The organism is Prevotella sp. 885, assembly GCF_002265625.1.
Classification (GTDB): Bacteria; Bacteroidota; Bacteroidia; order Bacteroidales; family Bacteroidaceae; genus Prevotella.
On the sequence record NZ_NOVE01000092.1, the window covers coordinates 1 to 4,823 of the forward strand.

Genomic DNA, 4,823 nt, shown 5'->3' on the forward strand with positions numbered 1-4,823 from the left:
AAGCCGAAGTCCAAGTCTAAATCCAAGAAGTAGTGAAGCGCAACATCAACATAGATGACATCCTAAAGCCACTCTCTGAATGTCCACACCAGGCGTATCTCTCCAATGCTCTTCAGGTGGCGGACGTCTTAGAGTGGATTTTGGGACAGGTCGGCAAAGCGGAGATTTGGCAGACTTCGTTCTCAATCTCCGAGGAGTTCCTGCGTAGGCTCTTCTTCATCGAGAAGTCCGGCAACATTTCTGCCTTTAATCTTGTTCTCGACCATAAGGCTACGAACAAAACGCTAAAACTTTGGGCGTTCATCACACAGACGATGAAGCGTACCTATCTTGCCGACAACCATTCCAAAATCCTTCTCGTGCAAGCGGAATCTGGTGAACAGATTAGTGTTGTCACCTCGCAGAATCTCACGCGAGGCAACCGCCATGAGTCCACCTTCATCTCCACCTCGCCCGACATCTTCAACACTCTTCATGCGTCCGTCATGGATCTTATAAAGAACCATTCCGTTCCGCTAACCGACCTTTTCCAACAGCGCATCAACGCTGCCGGTGCTAACAATTAAAATAATATGGTATATTCAGAAGAAACTCTCACGCAGATTGAACAATATGCTTCAATCTACCTCAAAATAAGCGATATGGCAGTCATTCTTGGCGTACCGCCTGAGACACTACGCCGTGACATTGCAGACCGAAGCACGCCAGTTTCGCAGCGTTACCACCGTGGCAAGGCTGCTTCTCGTGTCAAGCTGTTGCATCAGGAGATGCAGCTCGCCTACGTCGGCTCTCCTCTCGCTCTTGAAAACACCCGTAACAACCTCCTCGATATGGAGGATGACGAGTAATTCCCAAATGAACAATTCATCATCGGCAAAGCCGACAACTCAAAATTCAAAACTCAAAATTCAAAATTCCTTTAATGTCACAATTAAGCATCATCGACATCGCAAAACAGGACCTTTACACCTCCCAATCGGAATTGGAAGGTAAATATCCTGTTCCCCAAATCGAACATCTACTTCGATTAAGGGACATGGTCACATGGTCTATCGCCAACCCTGACATGAAGGATCGTCAGTTTGTCGACGAGTTGCGAAGCCGTTACGGACTGTCGCAAGTCACGGCGTATGCGGACTTGAAAATCGTCAAGGCGCTACTACCTAATCTCTCAGAGTGTACGCGCGACTTCCACCGCTGGCGGTATAACGAGATGATCATGGAGACGTACCAGATGGCGAAGAAGCGCAAGGACACGAAGACGATGGAGAAAGCGGCCACTTCTTATGCGAAGTTCAACCGTATCGACATCGAGGACGAGCAATCTGTGCCGTATCACATGATTGTCGTCCAACCGTTCTTCCCGACTACGGACCCGCGTGTTGTGGGTATCACGCCAGTTCCGAACATCGACGACCGCATCCGAAAGCTCACGCAGGAGCTTACCACATCGCACCCCGACACCGAGAATATTGAGTACGAACAAGCAGACCTTGTGCTTGATGACATCTTTAAGCCTGAAGACAATGACGAACAAAGTTGACACTTCCCTTTGGGATATTGAGGCGAAGCAACACTCTAAGCGTGTGTACTTCAACAAACCTCAGCTTCTTACGCAATACATCGGCGCGAAGACTACGGTCATCGTGGCTGGACGACGCACGGGCAAGACGGACTCCATCGCCTCGCCTTTCGTGCTGCGTAACATGCAGCGTATGCCTGGATCTACTGGAGGCATCGTGGTGCCGACGTTCAAGCACGGACTTACCAACACGCTCCCTGGTCTGCTTGCAGCATGGAAGCGGTGGGGATATATCAATGGCGTGCATTATGTGGTAGGCAGAAAACCGCTGAAGTCGTTTTCTAAGCCAATCACCGAACCGGCTGACTATGAGCATGTAATCACGTTCTATAATGGCTCGGTGGCTATCATCATCAGTCAGGACCGCCCGGGCTCCTCCAACTCGCTCACGCTCTCATGGCTGCTCATCGACGAGGCGAAGTTCATTGATTACAACAAGCTGAAGGACGAGACTCTGCCTGCCAATGGTGGCATACGCTCGTACTTCGGGCACCACAGTTTTAACCATTCCATGATGGTGCTTTCGGATATGCCTCAGACCACCAAAGGCTCTTGGTTCCTGCACTACGAGGATAAGATGGACACGGAACTGATTGACACCATCAAGGGCACAATCTACAAGATTTGGCAGACGAAGGAGCGCATTGCACAGCTCAAAGAGCAGCGCAAGCCTATTCCTTCTTATCTGCCTAATTACCTCAAATGGCTTGACCAGTCACTTAACAGAATGCGCTCGGTGGCTGTCTATTACAAGGAATACTCTACACTCGAAAACTTACAGCTTCTCGGTGAAGAGTATATCCGGCAGATGAAGCGCGACCTCACGCCGAAGACATTCCAGACTTCTATCCTCTGTCAGAAGATCGGCATCTCGCACGATGGCTTCTACTCGTCAATGCAGGAGTACCACAAATATGATGCTTCGGATTTCGGCTACCTCGACTCGCTCGGCTACGAGCGCATCATCAAGGAGGCGCAGCAGGATCTTTACACCATCCACGCCAACAACCAGTTCTCTACGCTTAACAGCTCGCTCGACTGTCGCACGGACTCGGACATCGAACCTATGCAGCCTCTTTGCATTGGTATGGACTACAACGCCAATATCAACTGGATTGTGTGCGGTCAGCCACGCAACAATAGATTAAACATCCTCAAATCCTTCTACGTCAAATTCGAGCGCAAAATCCCTGCGCTCGTCGCCGATTTCTGCACCTATTACGCACCACACCCAAACAAGACGGTCATCTACTACTATGATGCCACCGCCCTCGGCTCTAACTATGCCGTGAACGACCAGGACTTCCACTGGGTGGTTGTCCATGAGTTCGAGCGCCACGGATGGCAGGTCATTGACGTGTACCTCGGCAACCCGATGCGCCACGATGAGAAATACCTTCTCATCAATCAGGGTTTTGCCGGAAAGCAACGCCTCATGCCGTACTTCAACCGCCAAAACAACGATGACCTGATCCTCGCTATCCAGTCCGCAGGAGTGGAGCGAGGGCGCAACGGCTTCCGCAAGAACAAGTCTATGGAGAAGCAGCCGGAGTCCGAAGAAGACCTTCTCGAACACCGTACCGACGGCACCGATGCCTTCGACACCCTCTATATCGGCTGCGAGAAGTTCCCACAGCACGATTTATATCCAATTGCGATTGGTGGTGTGCGATAATTGTTATATCTTTGTGGCATCAATCTTAAAAATGCTGATATGAAAATTCTTTCTTACAATATATCATGGTCAAAGCAATTCAAAATTGACTGGCTATTTACCAACAAGGGTATTGATGCTTTTGTAGTTCCAGAATGTGCAAACAATGACAATATCGTAGTGCCTGATAACTTCCAATTCTATTGGGTGGGCAACTATGCTACTAAGGGTCTTGGAGTTTTCGTTTCAAAGGAGCATAAACAAATAATACCAGATTGGGCAAACCCTAAACTCAGCTACGCCATTCCTATAATAATTGATGATGAATATTTATTGCTCGCTGTTTGGCCAACTATATTGAAGGGCATCACAAGTGATTCTTATGTCGACATCCTTTTAGAAATATTGGAGTGTTATAAAGAATACATCGCCAAATACAAGACAGTTATTATTGGCGACTATAATGTCATTTCTTCTAACAAACGAGCAGGAAAAAAAAATCCATATCCAATTTTTGACTGGATGCAAGAACATGGATTGAAATCGGTGCATCATTCGTTCCTCAATGAGACTTATGGCAACGAGTCGCTTCCGTCATATCACCACCAATTCAAGGAAGAATCTAAGTTCTTTATCGACTATGCTTTCACAAATGCTGAAATAGTAGATTACGAACTATTCACATGGGATGAAACCAACCGCATGAGCGACCATGTACCTATTATAGTTGAAATTAAATAATAAATAAGAATTCTATAAATATAGAGCATATGCCTGCTTATCAAGTTTCTAAAGACAACTATCTTCATGTTGTTGAATCATATACAATAGGACATTATAGAGGAGAAGACTCTGGAGCAATTTATCCTGAATACGAATTTCGTGATATAGAAACTTACAATCTCAACCCTATTAAAAATCATCAAATAGGAAATAAAACGATTGAAGATCTTGTGAAAGAAGCGTGTAGACAATTTCCTTATGCTGGAGAAATGTTCACTTCTCCACAAGCAAAAAAAATATATTTATACATTGTAACATTAGAAAATGTTTCAAATATTAGAATTCTTTGATTATAGGTGATGGAAATAGTAAAAATAAGTATCCCCTAATCACCCTTTCCTATACGCCTTTGTCTTGCGCCCAACGCAGGATGAAGGCTTTTCTGTTTTCAGCGGTAGGCTCCGCCTTCAGCACCTCCTTCGCTTCGCTCTTCGCACCTTTAGCATTTGCAATCTCTCAGGCGTGAGAGTCTATAACATAAGGTAGTCAATCCCGATTTTCAAAGGAGTAAGGCGTGGCGCACCGCCTTTCCTGCACTTTGTGCATCTTTTCTATGCTGTTATCTTGGTAGCTTGTTCCTCCGTCCCTGCCATTGTCTGTGGACGAATTGGCTTTTATTTCGCCACCAAAATGACAAGTATTCATATTAGCCTTTTCTCATCCGTTCCACACTCTCATTAGTGAATGAACTCCGATACTGCTGATGTTCATTTTTGTAGCCACAAGCACATCCACCTTTCTGCTTGCCTTAAAGATAGGTATCTGTCTGCCACGATTTCATCATGAAAGAGGTAGCCATCCCAT

The 4,823-nt window shown here is 46.3% G+C and carries 6 protein-coding genes; all 6 read left to right on the forward strand.

What is annotated here, in order from left to right; all coding sequences use genetic code 11:
* Nucleotides 1-32 precede the first annotated feature (32 nt).
* The 6 genes from CHL74_RS14795 to CHL74_RS14820 all read left to right on the forward strand — a co-directional run bounded on the left by CHL74_RS14795 (nt 33) and on the right by CHL74_RS14820 (nt 4,309).
* Nucleotides 33-566 carry a hypothetical protein gene (locus tag CHL74_RS14795; protein WP_094881947.1) on the forward strand — a complete coding sequence of 178 codons (534 nt, stop codon included), beginning with the start codon at nt 33-35 and terminating at the stop codon, nt 564-566.
* 6 nt (nt 567-572) lie between these two features.
* A complete protein-coding gene (locus tag CHL74_RS14800) occupies nt 573-848 on the forward strand; it encodes a hypothetical protein (protein ID WP_094881948.1) in 276 nt (91 codons plus the stop codon).
* 188 nt (nt 849-1,036) lie between these two features.
* Nucleotides 1,037-1,543, forward strand: a complete 507-nt coding sequence (locus CHL74_RS14805) for a hypothetical protein (RefSeq protein WP_254923344.1) — start codon at nt 1,037-1,039, stop codon at nt 1,541-1,543.
* Entirely contained in the window at nt 1,527-3,257 is a 1,731-nt protein-coding gene (locus tag CHL74_RS14810) for a hypothetical protein (protein WP_094881950.1), read from the forward strand. Before CHL74_RS14805 ends, CHL74_RS14810 begins: the two co-directional genes overlap by 17 nt.
* 39 nt (nt 3,258-3,296) lie before the next feature.
* The gene (locus CHL74_RS14815; protein ID WP_141241357.1) at nt 3,297-3,977 is read left to right on the forward strand and encodes a hypothetical protein; all 681 of its coding nucleotides are present in this window, start codon (nt 3,297-3,299) and stop codon (nt 3,975-3,977) included.
* A 29-nt stretch (nt 3,978-4,006) separates the two neighbouring features.
* Nucleotides 4,007-4,309: a hypothetical protein gene (locus CHL74_RS14820; RefSeq protein ID WP_094881952.1), complete on the forward strand. Its 303-nt coding sequence runs from the start codon at nt 4,007-4,009 to the stop codon at nt 4,307-4,309.
* The last annotated feature ends 514 nt before the right edge of the window (nt 4,310-4,823 follow it).

Excerpts from the sequence above, each read along its gene's own strand:
- CHL74_RS14800 (WP_094881948.1), top strand. The coding sequence starts at position 573 with ATGGTATATTCAGAAGAAACTCTCACGCAGATTGAACAATATGCTTCA.
- CHL74_RS14805 (WP_254923344.1), top strand. The coding sequence starts at position 1,037 with ATGGTCACATGGTCTATCGCCAACCCTGACATGAAGGATCGTCAGTTT.
- CHL74_RS14810 (WP_094881950.1), top strand. The coding sequence starts at position 1,527 with ATGACGAACAAAGTTGACACTTCCCTTTGGGATATTGAGGCGAAGCAA.
- CHL74_RS14815 (WP_141241357.1), top strand. The coding sequence starts at position 3,297 with ATGAAAATTCTTTCTTACAATATATCATGGTCAAAGCAATTCAAAATT.
- CHL74_RS14820 (WP_094881952.1), top strand. The coding sequence starts at position 4,007 with ATGCCTGCTTATCAAGTTTCTAAAGACAACTATCTTCATGTTGTTGAA.